Source organism: Terrabacter aerolatus, from assembly GCF_007991735.1.
In the GTDB taxonomy this organism is placed as follows: domain Bacteria; phylum Actinomycetota; class Actinomycetes; order Actinomycetales; family Dermatophilaceae; genus Terrabacter; species Terrabacter aerolatus.
Genome location: NZ_BJYX01000001.1, coordinates 244,112 through 258,323, shown reverse-complemented (window position 1 = coordinate 258,323; position 14,212 = coordinate 244,112). Strand labels below are relative to the sequence as shown.

13 protein-coding genes are annotated in these 14,212 nt (G+C 73.3%); 6 read left to right on the top strand and 7 right to left on the bottom strand.

Annotation, left to right across the window (positions count from 1 at the left end):
* Nucleotides 1-40: 40 nt before the first annotated feature.
* Both TAE01_RS01260 and TAE01_RS01255 read right to left on the bottom strand, forming a co-directional pair.
* Complete coding sequence (locus tag TAE01_RS01260; protein WP_147062568.1) at nucleotides 41-1,027, bottom strand: sugar phosphate isomerase/epimerase family protein; 987 nt, start codon at nucleotides 1,025-1,027, stop codon at nucleotides 41-43.
* A 45-nt stretch (nucleotides 1,028-1,072) separates the two neighbouring features.
* Nucleotides 1,073-2,254: a Gfo/Idh/MocA family protein gene (locus TAE01_RS01255; protein WP_147062566.1), complete on the bottom strand. Its 1,182-nt coding sequence runs from the start codon at nucleotides 2,252-2,254 to the stop codon at nucleotides 1,073-1,075.
* Between the two features lie 170 nt (nucleotides 2,255-2,424).
* On the opposite strand from TAE01_RS01255, the gene TAE01_RS01250 reads away from it, so the two are divergent.
* Both TAE01_RS01250 and TAE01_RS01245 read left to right on the top strand, forming a co-directional pair.
* Nucleotides 2,425-3,501 carry a LacI family DNA-binding transcriptional regulator gene (locus TAE01_RS01250; RefSeq protein WP_147062565.1) on the top strand — a complete coding sequence of 359 codons (1,077 nt, stop codon included), beginning with the start codon at nucleotides 2,425-2,427 and terminating at the stop codon, nucleotides 3,499-3,501.
* Nucleotides 3,502-3,569: 68 nt separating this feature from the next.
* The gene (locus tag TAE01_RS01245) at nucleotides 3,570-4,229 is read left to right on the top strand and encodes a 4a-hydroxytetrahydrobiopterin dehydratase family protein (protein WP_147062564.1); all 660 of its coding nucleotides are present in this window, start codon (nucleotides 3,570-3,572) and stop codon (nucleotides 4,227-4,229) included.
* A 12-nt stretch (nucleotides 4,230-4,241) separates the two neighbouring features.
* Here TAE01_RS01245 and TAE01_RS01240 read toward each other — a convergent pair whose 3' ends face one another.
* Both TAE01_RS01240 and TAE01_RS01235 read right to left on the bottom strand, forming a co-directional pair.
* The gene (locus tag TAE01_RS01240; RefSeq protein WP_246111088.1) at nucleotides 4,242-5,039 is read right to left on the bottom strand and encodes an alpha/beta fold hydrolase; all 798 of its coding nucleotides are present in this window, start codon (nucleotides 5,037-5,039) and stop codon (nucleotides 4,242-4,244) included.
* Complete coding sequence (locus TAE01_RS01235; RefSeq protein ID WP_147062562.1) at nucleotides 5,039-6,094, bottom strand: LacI family DNA-binding transcriptional regulator; 1,056 nt, start codon at nucleotides 6,092-6,094, stop codon at nucleotides 5,039-5,041. Before TAE01_RS01235 ends, TAE01_RS01240 begins: the two co-directional genes overlap by 1 nt.
* 115 nt (nucleotides 6,095-6,209) lie before the next feature.
* Here TAE01_RS01235 and TAE01_RS01230 point away from each other — a divergent pair, with 115 nt between their 5' ends.
* Complete coding sequence (locus TAE01_RS01230) at nucleotides 6,210-7,250, top strand: Gfo/Idh/MocA family oxidoreductase (protein ID WP_147062561.1); 1,041 nt, start codon at nucleotides 6,210-6,212, stop codon at nucleotides 7,248-7,250.
* Nucleotides 7,250-8,041 carry a TIM barrel protein gene (locus tag TAE01_RS01225; RefSeq protein WP_147062560.1) on the top strand — a complete coding sequence of 264 codons (792 nt, stop codon included), beginning with the start codon at nucleotides 7,250-7,252 and terminating at the stop codon, nucleotides 8,039-8,041. Before TAE01_RS01230 ends, TAE01_RS01225 begins: the two co-directional genes overlap by 1 nt.
* An 80-nt stretch (nucleotides 8,042-8,121) precedes the next feature.
* Here TAE01_RS01225 and TAE01_RS01220 read toward each other — a convergent pair whose 3' ends face one another.
* The 3 genes from TAE01_RS01220 to TAE01_RS01210 all read right to left on the bottom strand — a co-directional run bounded on the left by TAE01_RS01220 (nucleotide 8,122) and on the right by TAE01_RS01210 (nucleotide 11,570).
* Nucleotides 8,122-8,973, bottom strand: coding sequence for an SCO6745 family protein (locus TAE01_RS01220; protein ID WP_147062559.1), 852 nt, complete (start codon nucleotides 8,971-8,973; stop codon nucleotides 8,122-8,124).
* A 31-nt stretch (nucleotides 8,974-9,004) separates the two neighbouring features.
* Nucleotides 9,005-9,739 (bottom strand): sulfite exporter TauE/SafE family protein, encoded by a 735-nt coding sequence (locus tag TAE01_RS01215; protein WP_147062558.1) that lies wholly within the window; start codon nucleotides 9,737-9,739, stop codon nucleotides 9,005-9,007.
* 154 nt (nucleotides 9,740-9,893) lie between these two features.
* The gene (locus TAE01_RS01210) at nucleotides 9,894-11,570 is read right to left on the bottom strand and encodes an LCP family protein (protein ID WP_246111062.1); all 1,677 of its coding nucleotides are present in this window, start codon (nucleotides 11,568-11,570) and stop codon (nucleotides 9,894-9,896) included.
* A 175-nt stretch (nucleotides 11,571-11,745) separates the two neighbouring features.
* Here TAE01_RS01210 and TAE01_RS01205 point away from each other — a divergent pair, with 175 nt between their 5' ends.
* Both TAE01_RS01205 and TAE01_RS01200 read left to right on the top strand, forming a co-directional pair.
* Nucleotides 11,746-13,113 (top strand): dihydrolipoyl dehydrogenase family protein, encoded by a 1,368-nt coding sequence (locus tag TAE01_RS01205; protein ID WP_147062556.1) that lies wholly within the window; start codon nucleotides 11,746-11,748, stop codon nucleotides 13,111-13,113.
* A gap of 203 nt (nucleotides 13,114-13,316) precedes the next feature.
* Entirely contained in the window at nucleotides 13,317-14,174 is an 858-nt protein-coding gene (locus tag TAE01_RS01200; protein ID WP_147062555.1) for an HAD family hydrolase, read from the top strand.
* Nucleotides 14,175-14,212 lie beyond the last annotated feature (38 nt).

Sequence of the window (14,212 nt, the reverse complement as noted above, 5' to 3'; positions counted from 1 at the left end):
GCGGCGCGCCCACCACGACCGGGTGGCGGCGGGCGTGGCGTCAGATGCCCTTCTCCGCCTCGATGAGCGTGGTGGCCGCGAAGCGCAGTCCCTCGAGCTGGTCGAGCTCCTGGTCCTCGTGCTCGATGTTGACCGGCATGTCGGGGTCGACCTGGTGCAGGGCGCGCAGGAACTCGGTCCAGTAGGCCGTATCGTGCCCGCGACCCACCGCGACGAAGTCCCACGACGGCGTCGCCGGCCAGCCGCTCAGCGTCGTGCCGCCGCCGAGCGGCAGGTAGCCGGGCTCGCCGTCGGCCACCCGGCGGAAGCTGTCGTCGATGACGCCGTTGACCTTGGCGGCGTCGTTGATGCGGGTGTCCTTGGCCGCGGCGACGTAGACGAGCTCGCCGAGGTCGGCGACCGCGAGGACCGGGTCGATGCCCTGCCAGAAGAGGTGGCTCGGGTCCATCTCGGCGCCGATGTGCGTCGCGCCCGTCTCCTCGACGAGGCGGTGGAGGGTGCGCGGGTTGAAGACGATGTTGCCAGGGTGCATCTCGATGGCGATGCGGACGTCCGCCGCGGCGGCCCGGGCCTGGACGTCCTTCCAGTAGGGCACGGCGACGCTCCACTGGTGGTCCTGCACGTCGAGGAACGGACTCCACCAGGGGAGCGGGTTCCACACGGGGACAGACGTTCCCGGCTCGCTGCCCGGGGTGCCCGACATGGTGATCACGCGCTTGACGCCGAGCAGTGCGGCGAGCTCGATCGAGTCGATGAGGTCATGCGAGTGCGGGAAGCCGGCTGCGGGGTGCAGGGGGTTGCCGTTGCAGTTGAGGGCCGTCAGGGTGAGCCCGCGCGAGCTGAACTCGCCGAGGTAGTCCTGCCGAGCCTGCTCGCTCGCGCGGAGGTCGTCGACGGGCAGGTGGATGGGCGGCAGGAAGCCGCCGGAGTTGACCTCGACACTCGTCAGGCCGAGGCCCTTGACGAGGTCGAGGGCCTCGGGGAGTGTCTTGTCCGCGAGGCAGGCGTTGTAGGCACCGAGCTGCATGGGTCGTTCCTTCTTCTTCCGGAAGTGCTTGGGGTGGTGGGGGACTCAGCCGACGGAGATCGTGGCGCCGCCGGCAGCGGCCGACCGCGTGACGGCGTCGAGGACGGTGAGGTCGCGCACGCCGTCGTCGAAGGCGGCGACCTCCGGCAGGCCTCCCTCGATGCCGGCGACCTGCTCGAGGAAGGCCCGCGCCTGGTAGCCGAAGAGGTCGCCGACGCCGTAGGAGCAGCCGGGGAAGTCCATCGGCAGCCCGCCCTTGACGTAGGGGTGCGCCGGGCCGGCGAGCACCTGGTTGTAGCCGTCCAGGCCGTCACCGCGCAGCTGCCGGATGACGGAGAGCTCGGCGGGGCGGTCCATGTCCCACTTGGCGGCGCCGTGCTCGGCCATGAGGTCGAAGGCGAGCGAGTTCGCGTGGCCGGGTGCGATGCGCGAGATCGAGAAGGTGCCGACGGCCCCGGACTCGAAGTGCGCCGTGAAGGTGGCGACGTCGTCGTTCTCGACGGGCTCCCGCACGTCGGACAGCTCGGCCTTGGCGTGGCCGTACGTCGTGCCCAGGGGCACGGCCCGCTCGGTGACCTTCGTCGTGAAGGCGCCGCCGCTCACGGAGGTCATCGGGCCACAGACGAACTCGGCGAGGTCGATGAGGTGGCTGCCGATGTCGGCCAGGGCCCCCGTCCCGGGACCGCCCTTGTAGCGCCAGGCCATCGGGGTCTCGGCGCTCCGGGCGTAGTCGCACCAGTAGCGGCCGTTGAAGTGGGAGACCTCGCCGAGCTCGCCGACGACGAGGTCCCGGATGGCCGCCACGGCGGGCTGTCGCCGGTAGACGAAGCCGACGCCGCTCACGAGGTCGGGGTGCGCCGCGGCGGCGGCCACCATCGCCCGGGCGTCCTCGAGGCTAGCGGCGAGGGGTTTCTCGCAGAGCACGTGCTTGCCGGCGTCGAGGAGGGCCTCGACGATCTCGCGGTGCAGGTGGTTGGCGACGACGACGCTGACGACCTGGACGTCGTCGGCGTCGAGCAGCTCGCGCCAGTCGGTGCCGTGCCGCGCGTAGCCGTAGCGGCCCGCCGCGTCCTTGGCCACGGCCTCGTTCGCGTCGACGACGGCGGCATACCGGATCGGTGGCAGCGGTGGGTCGAAGAGCGTGGGGGCGGTGCGATAGCCGGCGCAGTGCGCCCGGCCCGCCATACCGGCGCCGATGACGGCGACGCCGATGGGTGAGTGCGTCATGGGATGTGCCTCTCTGGACATCTCGGTGGATTCGTCAATGTGTTTAAAGCGCTTTAAGACTACGATGGCTCCAGTGTGCGGAGCGTGTGCCGCGCGTGTCAACACTTTGTTCTGACAAAGTGGCCCGAGCTCGACCCCGGCCTTGCCGGCCACAGCCACCAAGGAGTCGTATGCCGTCGCGTCCCCCCCGTCCCCGCCTCGAGGACGTCGCTGCGCGGGCTCAGGTCAGCACGGCCTCGGTGTCCCTCGTCCTGCGTGGACGCCCCGGCCCGAGCGCGGCGACGCGGGAGGCGGTGCTCGAGGCGGCACGCGACCTCGGCTACCGGGCCGACCGCACCGCGAGCCTGCTCGCCCGGAGGCGCACCCAGCTGCTCGGCGTGACGATGGACGTCCGGAGCACCTTCCACGCCGAGCTCCTCGAGGACCTCCAGGCCGCCGCCGACGAGCGGGGCTACGACATCGTCGTCAGCCCGCTGACGCGCACCCGCGACGAGCGCCGGGCCGTCGAGTCGCTCCTCGACTTCCGCTGCGAGGCCCTCCTGCTGCTCGGCCCACGGCTGCCCGACGCCGAGCTCGCGGCGCTCGCCGAGGAGCACCACGTCGTGGCCATCGGCCGACGAGCACGCGCGGCCGGGGTCGACGTCGTGCGAGCGGCCGACGACGTCGGTGTCGGGCTCGCCGTCGAGCACCTCGCCGGTCTGGGGCACCGCGACATCACCTTCGTCGACGGCCCGCGCGGCCCCATCGCCACGGTACGTCGGCAGGGCTACCGCCGGGCCATGAAGCGCCTCGGGCTCGCGGACTCGTCGCTCGTCGTCGACGGCGGCGGGGACGAGGAGTCGGGCGCCCGCGCGGCGACAGCCCTCGTTGCCCGCGCCCCCCGTCCGTCGACCGGCCGCGTCCTGCCCCCTCCGCCCGGTCGAGAGGCCACGCGCGGCCGCCCACGTATGCCGTCCGCCGTCGTCGCGTTCAACGACCGGGCCGCGCTCGGCCTCCTCGACCGGCTCCGGCGCGACGGCGTGGACGTCCCGGGTGAGATCTCCGTCGTCGGCTACGACGACAGTCCGATCGCCCGGCTGGCGACGGTCGACCTCACGAGCGTCAGCCAGATCCCCGAGGCCATGGCGACCGCCGCGGTCGAGGCGGCCACCCAGCGTCTCGACGACGGGCGCACCGAGCCGGTCGAGCTCGTCCTCGAGCCGCAGCTCGTGGTCCGCGGCACGACGGCCCGGCGGGAGTCCCCGTGACCCGGCCTGACGGCATACGCCCGCACTGACCGGCCTGCTCGGTCGGTGCGGCGGGCTACGGTCGGTCCATGGCCGACAAGCTCTCCCGCCAGGCGGCGTCCGACGCCCTGCCCGAGTGGCGGTTCCTGCTCCAGCGCATGCACCTGACCGTGCGGGCCCCCGACGCGGCGGCAGCCTTCGCCCTCGTCGCGCGGATCGGCGAGGTGGCGGCGGCGCACGGCCGCGCCCCCGACGTCGACGTGCGCGGCGACGTCGTCCACCTCGCGGTGTCCACCGAGCCCGCTGGTGGCGTCACCGCGGAGGACGTCACGCTGGGCCGTGCGGTCGACGCGGTCGTGGCCGAGCTGGGGCTGCCGTCCGAGCCCACGACGCTCACCGTCGTCGAGGTCGCCATCGACGCGATGGACATCGACGCGGTGCGGCCGTTCTGGGACGCGGTGCTCGGCTGGGACGTCATCGCCCGCAACGACGTGCAGGACCCGCTGCGCCTCGGACCGGCCGTCTGGTTCCAGCAGATGGACGAGCCGCGGCCGCAACGCAACCGGATCCACCTCGACGTCACGGTCGCCCACGACGAGGCGGCCGGTCGCATCGAACGCGCTCTCGCAGCCGGTGGGCGCCTCGTGTCCGACGCCGAGGCCCCCGCCTTCTGGATCCTCGCCGACCCCGAGGGCAACGAGGCGTGCATCTGCACGTGGCAGGGACGCGACCCCGTGCCGGCCGGTTGAGGCGGTCGGACGTCAGCCGCTCACGTCGGCGGCGGCCAGCGCGACGAGGCCGGCGATCTCGTCGGGGTGCGTGAAGAGGTTGTTGTGCGACCCGCCGAGCAGCGACGTGCGCACGCTCGGAGCGCGGCGGGCCGACCCCGCGAGCCGGTCGAGCCACGAGACCGGGGCGAAGGCGTCGTGCACCCCGGCGGTGACCGTGACGGGCACGGGCAGGTGGGCGATGCGCTCCTCGGGAGCGTCGTGGAGGCCCGACTGGAGCATGGCCACGATGCCGGTACGACCCCGCCAGACCTCCATCGGGTCGATCTGGTCGAGACGGTCGTCGCGGTAGGCGAAGGGGGTCGCCCGGGCCAGGCGGTGCAGTCGGCGCTGCTCGGGCGCAAAGGTCGTCCCGGCGAGCACGAGCGAGAAGTCGCGGCGGCGGGCACTGAGGGCCAGTGCCGCGGTCAGGGCGGCCTGGCCTCCCGTCGAGTGCCCGAGCACGACGACCGGGTGCCCGGCGGCCTGTGCGTCGATCCAGCGCGCTGCCAGGAGGCCCGCGGCGTGGATGGACGGGCTCGTCGGACGCGGCAGGTTGGAGCCGAACCCCGGTAGGTCGAGCACGGTGCAGGCCAGCCCCCGTGCGACGAGGGACCTCGCGGTCGGGATCGTGTAGAAGGGCAGGCCGAGACCGGGCAGGACGACGACGAGCGGGGTGGTCCGGGGTCGGTCGCCGCCGAGCGCGAGCGACCGCACGACCTTCCCGCCCAGACTGGTGAACTGCACCTGCACGTCGGGCCCGACGTCTCGGCCGAGCACGTCGCCCGGCATCACGAGGACGCACCACGGGATGCCGGCGGCGCCGTGCTGGCCCGCACCACGAGTGAGGGCTCGACGACGACGGGCTCGACGACGACGGGCGGGGGCGACGCCGGTCCCGCCGGCCCGCGGTCGAGTCGGTCGGCGAGGGTGCGCACCGTCTCCGAGCCGAGACGCTCGGCGTCCTGGTGCACCGTCGTCAGAGACACGTGGGGGTAGCCGGCCTCGGTGATGTCGTCGAAGCCGACGACCGACACGTCGCGGGGAACGCGGAGCCCCGCCTGCCGCACGACGTCGACGAAGCCGATCGCGCAGCGGTCGTTGAAGGCAGCGACGGCGGTCGGCCGGCCGCGTGCGCCGAGCGCGAGGAAGCTGCGCGCCGCGTCGGCGCCCTCGAGCTCGCTGACGCCACCGGGCAGGACCATCTCGGTCAGGGCCGGCGAGCGGCGCATCGCCGTGCGGTAGCCGCGTCGCCGCTCGGCCGCACCGGCGGTGCGGCCGCCGTCGAGGAGGGCGATGCGCCGGTGGCCCAGGCCGCGCAGGTGCTCGACCGAGAGCCTCAGCCCTGCGGCGTCGTCGGTGCGCACGACGCCGACCCCACCGCCCGGCACGGGCCGCAGCACGCTCACGACGGGAACGCGCGCGGCGAGGCTCTCGATCCGGCCCGCGCCCTGGCTGCTGCCGAGCAGGACGATGCCCTCGCACCGCTCGGCGAGCAGGGTCTCCACCGCAGCCTCCTCGGAGCGCGACGGGGTGACGCCGCTCAGCACGAGCTCGTAGCCCGCCCCGTCGGCATGCGTGTAGAGGCTCTCGAGGAGGTCGCCGTGGAAGGCGTGCCCGACGCTGAAGGCCACACCGAGCGTGCGCGTACGGCTGCTGCCGAGACGGCTCGCGCGGGTGTCGGGCCGGTAGTCGAGCTCGCGTGCGGCGGCGAGGACGCGCTCACGGGTGGCCTCGGAGGCGCCGGCGACGCCGCGGAAGACGATCGACACGAGGGCGCGGGAGACACCGGCACGCGCGGCGACGTGCTCCATCGTGACCCTCTCGCCGGGCCTCGTGCTGACCATGCCCCGACTCTAGAGCGCTCCATCGACGTGGACCAGCCCTTGACCGGCGCGGCGGTGTCGCGCTTCACTGTTCTCACTACTAGAGCGCTCTAGTCACATCTGCGAAGGAGCAGCAATGACGCGCATCGACCCGGTCCGCTTCGGTCTCATCGGGGCCGGCCGCATCGGCACCCACCACGCCACCACGTTGGCCCGGCGGCTCGGCGAGGCCGAGCTCGTCGCCGTCGCCGACCCCCGGGTTGCCGCAGCCGAGCGCCTCGGGGAGGAGCTCGGCGCCGAGTGGCTCGCCGACCCCCAGGACCTCATCGACGACCCACGCATCGAGGCCGTCGCCATCACCTGCGCCAGTACGGCGCACGCGGACCTCGTCGTCGCAGCAGCCGCGGCCGGCAAGGCCGTCTTCGTCGAGAAGCCGATGGCGATGACCCTCTCCGACGCGGACCGCGCCATCGACGCGGCCCGAGGTGCCGGCATACCCCTGCAGGTCGGCTTCAACCGGCGCTTCGCCCGCGACTTCGTCGCCGCCCGCGACACGGTGGCCGCAGGTGGCATCGGGACGCCCCAGCTGCTGCGCTCCGTGACGCGTGATCCGGGACTCGCCGACCCGGCGGCCGTGCCGCCGTGGACGATCTTCACCCAGACGCTCATCCACGACTTCGACGCGCTCAACTGGTTCAACGCCGGCGCGACGGCCGTCGAGGTCTCGGTCATGGCCGACGCGCTCGTCGCGCCCGACTTCAAGGCCGCCGGGCTGCTCGACACCGCCGTCGTCACGATCCGCTACGACAACGGCGCGATCGCGGTCGCCGAGGCGAGCTTCTCGGCCGCCTACGGCTACGACGTGCGCGCCGAGGTCTTCGGCTCGGCCGGCATGGTGACGGCGGGCGGCCCGGCCCACCTCATCACGAGCCACTGGAGCGCGGCCGGGGTCACCAGTCCCACGGCCCGCACCGACACCGACCTCTTCGCCGACGCGTATGCCGCCGAGCTCGCGGCCTTCTGCCGGGCTGTTCGTGAGGGCACCCCGACGCAGGTCGGCGGTGAGGACGCCCGTGCGGCGCTGCGGATCGCGCTCGCCTGCATCGAGGCCGTCGAGACGGGAGGCACCGTGACGATCCGCGACGCCGACCGCGTGGCGGCCGGGGCGGGTGCCTGATGGCGGGCCCGTTCTCGCTCGCGGTGAGCGCCGAGATGGTCTTCGTCGACCTGCCCTTCGCCGAGCGGGTGCGCCGCATCCATGCGCTCGGCTTCCAGGTGGAGATCTGGGACTGGACGCGCCACGACGTCGACGAGCTCGTCGCCCTGCGTGACGAGGGCGTCGTCTACTCGTCGATGACGGGCTACGTCCGCGGCCGGCTGGGCGACGAGGAGGGCGCCGACGAGCTGCTCGCGACAGCGGCGGAGTCGGTGCCGGTGGCCCACCGCCTCGGCATCCCGCGGCTCAACCTCCACGGGACCGGGCTCGACGACCGGGGCCTGCCGGTGCGGCCCGAGCCGGTCGCGACCGGGCCGATGTGGCTCACGGCGCAGCGCACGCTCGGCCGCATCGCCGAGCTCGGCGAGCGCGCAGGGGTCACGTTCGTCCTCGAGAACCTCAACACGGCGGTCGACCACCCGGGCGTCCCGTTCGCGACCGCCGCCGACTGCCTGGCCCTCGTCGAAGCCGTCGACAGCCCGCACCTGCGGCTGATGCTCGACCTCTACCACGCCCAGATCGGCGAGGGGAACCTCATCGAGCTCTGCCGCCGGGCCCTGCCGCACCTCGGCGAGATCCAGGTCGCCGACGTGCCCGGGCGCTGCGAGCCCGGCACCGGCGAGATCGCCTACCCGGCGGTCGCGCAGGCGCTCGCCGACATGGGGTATGCCGGGCCGGTCGGGCTGGAGGGATGGGCGTCGGGCGACGACGAGCTGGCTCTCGAGCGCTTCCGCGCGGCCTTCACGCTCTGACACCGGTCCGAGGTGATCCCGACACCGTCCCAGGTGCCGACACCACCTCGAACCGGCGAGGGACGACGGCGATCGGCCGGCTACCCGCGCGAGCTGATCCAGCCGGGCAGGATGCCGCTGCCGAGCGCCGCGGTGCGCAACGGCGCCGCCAGCTCGGCGACCCGGCGCGTGCCCTCGAGGCCGAGGTGCGCCCAGCCCTCGAGGGCCATCCGGTCGGTCTCGCGCTCGAGGTCCTTGCGGAAGGCGAGCCCCTCCTCGGTCAGCGAGTCGCCGTCGACGAGGCCACGCTCGGTGAGCCGGGACGTCGCGGCGGCCCACTCCTCGTCGGACCAGCCGCGGCTCGACCGCATGAAGTCGGTGTTGCGCGAGAAGATCCCGCCGACGACGATCGACTCGACCGGGTCGAGGCCCGCCCGCAGCAGCGCCGCCACGTGCCCGTCCCCGCGGTGCTCGCGGACGAGGGTGGTCGCGTGCCAGAGGGCGAGGCGCGGCTCGTCGGGCCACGCGAGGCCGGCGTGGGCGGCATACAACGGACGACCGTGCGACGTCAGACCCGCGCACACGGTGCGGACGAGGTCGAGCAGCTCGGAGACGTCGGTGTCGCCGACGACGCGGTCGAGCACGACCGACATGGCGTCACGTCGCGCCTGCTGCACCCGGTCGGGGGTCGCGACCGCCCAGGAGGCGGGCAGCGCCTTGGCGTGCAGCCACGGCGCGAAGACGTAGAAGGTGGCGGTCGGCACCTCCGGCCCGACGGCCCCGAAGGCGGCCGAGCGGGCGGCGAAGTAGCTGAGGCGCGGGTGCAGCCCGAGGGCGACGTAGGCCTCACGCACCTCGTCGGCGAAGTAGCCGAGCACGTGCACCGTCTCGAGCGCGCCCCAGGCCTGGCGGGAGGCACGGATCAGCTCGAGGTCGTCGGCGGGAAGCGTCATGCCAAGCACCCTAGGCGCTCCCGGCCGGGTGTCAGCGGACGACGAGGGCCAGCGCGGAGACGACGGTGGCGACGAGCACGGCCTGGTCGAAGCGGGTCTGGCTGAGGCGGCGTGCGGTGTGCAGCCCGATCCACGTCCCGACGAGCACGAGCGGTGCGAGCAGGGCCGTGCGCCACAGGGTCTGGGCCCCGAAGAGCCCCAGGCCGACGCTGAAGGGCACCTTGCACAGGTTGACGCCGAAGAAGAAGAGGGCGCTCGTGCCGAGGAAGCGGCGCTTCTCGACCCCCTGCGCGACGAGGTAGAGCGTCATGACGGGACCGGCCGCGTTCGCCGTCATCGTCGCGAAGCCCGCCGCGGCGCCCGTCCCGACCGCCGCGACCCTGGACGAGCCGACGCGCGTCGTGTCGGGCGAGCGCCACGTGAGGACGAGCTGGAGCGCCGCGAGCACGAGCAGCAGGCCGCCGATGGACCGGCGCAGCGTCGTGTCGTCGACCCAGGCGAGGAAGAGTGCGCCGAGCGCGAGACCGGGCAGGACGGCGGGGATGAGACGCCTCAGCAGCCCGAGGTCGGCGTCCCGGCGGTAGTGCCACACCGCGACGACGTCACCGATGAGCAGCAGGAGCAGGATCGCGGCCGTCGACTCCTTCGTCGGCAGGACGAGGGCGAAGATCGCGACGGCGACGCTGCCCATGCCGCCGATGGCCGTCTTGGCGAAGCCGACGAGCAGCGCTGCCACGCCGAGCAGCACCAGCGTCGTCACGGTCATGGGATCGCAGCGTAGGCCCTGCGCCCCGTCGGCCTCCCGGGCCGCTCACGCCACGTTCACGCCCACGTTCACGCCCAGTTCACGGCCACGCTCGCGCCCCGGCCGGCGGCCCGGCGCCCCCGGCGCGAGCGGGAGCGCCGCTACGGCCGTCGACTCACTTGACGCAGGGGATCCCGCCTCCGGACAGGTCGGTCAGCGCGGTGGGCGGCGGCCCGGCGCGTCCACCGCCCACGGCCGAGACCGCGGTGGCGGGAGGGGGCGTCGGAGCCGCGGTGGGAGAGCCCGTCCGTGCTGCCGCCGCCGCTGCGGCGGGCAGGGTGAAGCCGTTGCCGACGCGCACGATGAGCGAGCCCGACGGCGTCGAGGCCCGCTCGCGGATCTGGATGCCGCCGAGGAAGTCCGCGAGGGACTGCGCCGCGGCGGAGTCCCCGGGGGCGTAGTCGACGACGGACGTCACGCGGCGCACCCCGGTGGAGGTGAGTCCCGGGCGGTAGCCCGTGCCGACGGCCGCGTCGAGCACGAGCCGCGCCTGGCCGGCCACGCCCGACTCGTTGATGACGTCGACCTTGCGGTCGGGAGTCGTGCTGGCGCTCGTCGTGGTCGAGGGGTGCGGCGTCGCGGAGGCCGTCGGCGCGTTGCCGGTGGTCAGGATCGCGTGCACGGTGCTGCGGATGACGGGGACGTCGACGAAGTTGACCGACTGTCCGAGCGGGTCGAAGCCGAAGCGCTGGACGGGCAGCGTGAAGAAGTGCAGGTTGCCGCCCGAGATCGCCGAGGCGTCACGCGCGAGACCGATCGGGTCGAGCCCGGCGTCGATCGCCGTGTTCTGCTTTGCGACGTTGATCAGGCTCGAGATGGTCGCCGGGTTGATGAAGGTGTTCGCCTGCTTCAGCTGGTGGAAGAGGGAGGCGATGAACGCCTGCTGCCGACGGGACCGGTCGAGGTCGGTGAACTGGAGGTCCGGGTGCACGGTGTCGCGCCGCTGTCGCACGAAGGCCACCGCCTGCGAGGCGTTGATCTCCTGCAGGCCGGCGTGGAACTTGGCCCCCGAGAAGCTGTCCTGGGTGTTCTCCTTGACGCAGACCTGGATCGGCTGGACGTTCTGGGCGATCTGGTAGAAGGCCGCCATCGTCACCTCGACGAAGTGGTCGATCGGCACGCCGCCGAGGAACTGGCGCACCGTGGCGATCTCGGTCCTGCGCCCCGCCTCGCGCGCCTGCTGGTTCGCGGCGTGGCCCTTGACGCCCTGCTTGGCCAGACGACGCTGCTCCTGGTCGTAGGCGAGTCCGTAGGCCTCCTTGATCTTCCCCTTGCACTCGCCGTCGGGGCAGCCGACGAAGTCGACGTAGTCGTCGCGGGGGATCGAGATGGCGGTCGCCCGGCTCCCGTCCCCGGGGATGTGCACGAGCATGAGCACATTGGCGTTGAGGCCGCCGTGGCTCGCGTCCCCGGTGTGGAGGGCCGCGTACATCGCCTGGGGCAGCGGGTCGCCGTTCTCGTCGAGCCGGCTGTCGAGGCCCATGACGAGCAGGTTCGTGTCGCCGTGCGTCGACTGCGCGGCGCCGGCCAACGCGGACGAGCGTCGGATCCCGGCATCGAGCGAGTAGTACTGGAACACCCCGTAGCCTGCGAGGGCGACGACGAGCGCCGCCACGATGCCGAGGATCCACCACCGCTTGCGGCGGCGCGGGCGTGCCGAGCCCTCGGTGGGCTCGGTCCCGCGGGTGGGCTGGCCGGGCTGGCCGGGCTGCCCGGACGCGTCGGGGTGCTCAGTGCCCTCGGGGGCGTCGAGTCCTTCGGGGCCCGGTCGGCCGTCGGGGCTGCTGGTCACTGCTCGTCCTCCACTGTCGTTCGCGTTCGGGGCCTGCATTCCTCGGTCGTCCCCACGCGACCACATACAAAAGCACGAGGTTCGCAGCCCATCCTGAGGGTTTGCTCGGAGTTCGCTGGCCGCCGTCACGGGGGCGCCCCTTTCCACCGGGGCGCCGACCAGACAGGCTGTCGACATGGCAACCGACTCCGACCACACGTTCGACGTCATCGTCATCGGGCTCGGCCCAGGCGGTGAGCACGTCGCCGGCAGCCTCGCCGAGCGCGGCCTGCGCGTCCTCGGGGTCGACCGCGGGCTCGTCGGCGGCGAGTGCCCGTACTGGGGCTGCATCCCGTCGAAGATGATGATCCGCGCGGCCGACGCGCTCGCCGAGGCGCGACGCGTCGACGGGCTGGCCGGCACCGTCGGCGAGGTCACCCCCGACTGGTCGGTCGTGGCCAGGCGCATCCGTGAGGAGGCCACCGACAACTGGGACGACAAGGTCGCCGTCGACCGGCTCGTCGGCACGGGCGCGACCTTCGTGCGCGGATCCGGTCGCATCTCGGGGCCCGGACGCGTCGACGTCGACGGCACCGCCTACACGGCGACGAAGGGCATCGTCGTCAACACCGGCACGACGGCCGCCATCCCTCCGGTCGAGGGCCTGCGCGACACGCCCTACTGGACCAACCACGAGATCGTCGAGGCCACGGAGCTGCCCGCCTCCATCGTCGTGCTGGGCGGCGGCGCCATCGGCTGCGAGCTGAGCCAGGTCATGGCGCGCTTCGGCGTCGCCGTGACGATCGTCGAGGCGGCAGACCGCATCCTCTCCCTCGAGGAGCCGGAGGCGTCCGAGAAGCTCAGGGCCGCCCTGGAGGCCGACGGGGTGACCGTGCACCAGGGAGTCGGTGCCGAGAAGGTGACCCACGACGGGTCCACCTTCACGGTCACCCTCGCCGACGGCACCTCGCTGACGGCCGAGAAGCTCCTCGTCGCAGCGGGCCGTCGCGCCGACCCGGCCGCCGTCGGGCTGGACGCCGTCGGCGTCGCGAAGGACTCGCGCACCGCACCCGTCGACGACCGCTGCCGCGTCACGGACGGCGTGTGGGCGGTCGGCGACATCACCGGCAAGGGCGCCTTCACGCACGTCTCGATGTACCAGGCCGGGGTCGTCATCCGCGACGTCCTCGGCGACGACGGCCCGCCGGCGGAGTATGCCGCCCTCCCGCGCGTCACGTTCACCGATCCCGAGGTCGGTGCGGTCGGGATGACCGAGGCCCAGGCGCGGGAGAAGCTCGCCCACGTGCAGGTGGGACTGACGCCGCTCGGCGAGACGACCCGCGGCTGGATCGCGAAGTCCGACGGCCTGATCAAGGTCGTCGTCGACGCGGACCGGGGGGTGGTCGTCGGGGCCACGACGATGGGCCCCGCCGGGGGAGAGGTGCTCGGGGCGCTCGCCGTCGCCGTCCACGGCGAGGTTCCCGTCGACCGGCTTCGGTCGATGATCTACGCCTACCCGACCCTGCACCGCGGCATCGAGGACGCCCTGGGTCGCCTCGCCTGAGACCGGGTGTCGCCCGCCGACGACCGTTGGTCACCGACAACCGGCAGCGGCGGCGCGTCGTGCGGCGTGTCGGCACGCTCCGTGGAGCAAGGGTCGTCCGCCGGACGGCGCTCAGGTGACCCCCGGGTGGAGGTGCAGCGAAGCGACGGTGACGAGTCTCCGGTGGTGTGAGGGCTCGGCGGGGCGGGAGATACGGTGAGCGCATGGCTCAGCGACTGCTCGCCCTCGACCTCGACGGCACGACCCTCAACCACATGGGCGAGCTCTCCGACCGCGTCCGCGACGCCGTGCAGGCCCTGCCGGACGACGTCGCCGTCGTCATCGCGACCGGCCGATCGATCATCGCGACGACACCGATCCTCGAGGCCCTCGGGCTGCGGGAGGGCTACGCCATCTGCTCCAACGGCGCCCTGACGCTCCGCCTCGACCCGGCCGCGGCAGAGGGCTACTCCATCATCGACATGGTGACCTTCGACCCCCGCGCGGTGCTCGAGAAGATGCGCGTCGCCCTGCCCGACGCCCTCATCGCCGTCGAGGAGCCGGGCGTCGGCTTCAAGGTGAGCAGGCACTTCCCCGACGGCGAGCTCATGGGCCAGTCCCGCGAGGTCGAGTGGGAGGAGCTCATCGCCCACCCCGTCACCCGCGTCACCCTCCGCCAGCCCGAGGCCACGGCCGAGGAGTTCATGGAGCTCGTCGAGCGCGCCGGCCTGCACGGGGTGTCGTATGCCGTCGGCTGGTCCGCGTGGCTCGACATCAACCCTGAGGGCGTGTCCAAGGCGAGCGCCCTGGAGCTCGTGCGCCGCCAGCTGCGCGTCGAGCCGATCCACACCGTGGCCTGCGGCGACCAGCGCAACGACCTCGAGATGCTGCACTGGGCCGCGTGGGGCGTCGCCATGGGCAACGCACCCGACCAGGTCAAGGCCGTCGCCGACGAGGTCGCGGGTCACGTCGACGACGACGGGCTGGCGCCGGTCCTCGAGGCCGTGGCCCGGGCTGCGCGCGACGGCGTTCCGTTCCGTGAGGGTGTCGAGTCGGCGGCGACGGTGCGGCTCGAGCTCTGAGCCTCCCGAAAGGCCGGGCGTCCGTGTCGAGAAGGTCT